This window comes from Christiangramia aquimixticola, assembly GCF_048285835.1.
Lineage (GTDB): Bacteria > Bacteroidota > Bacteroidia > Flavobacteriales > Flavobacteriaceae > Christiangramia > Christiangramia aquimixticola.
On the sequence record NZ_JBLVTL010000369.1, the window covers coordinates 1 to 276 of the forward strand.

At 55.1% G+C, this 276-nt stretch carries 1 rRNA gene; it reads left to right on the top strand.

The window, feature by feature from the left end:
• Positions 1–276 (top strand): 23S ribosomal RNA (locus ACNKXV_RS14855); the annotation flags it as partial.

Below are 276 nucleotides of genomic sequence, written 5' to 3' on the forward strand. Positions count from 1 at the left end.
GGTTCAGAACGTCGTGAGACAGTTCGGTCCCTATCTGTTGCGGGCGTGGGAAGTTTGCGAGGACCTGACCTTAGTACGAGAGGACCGGGTTGGACTGACCGCTGGTGTACCGGTTGTGGTGCCAACTGCACTGCCGGGTAGCTACGTCGGGAAGAGATAAGCGCTGAAAGCATCTAAGTGCGAAACTCCCCTCAAGATGAGACTTCCATATAGGGCCGTCAGAGACGATGACGTTGATAGGCTGCAGGTGTAAAGTCAGCAATGGCATAGCTGAGC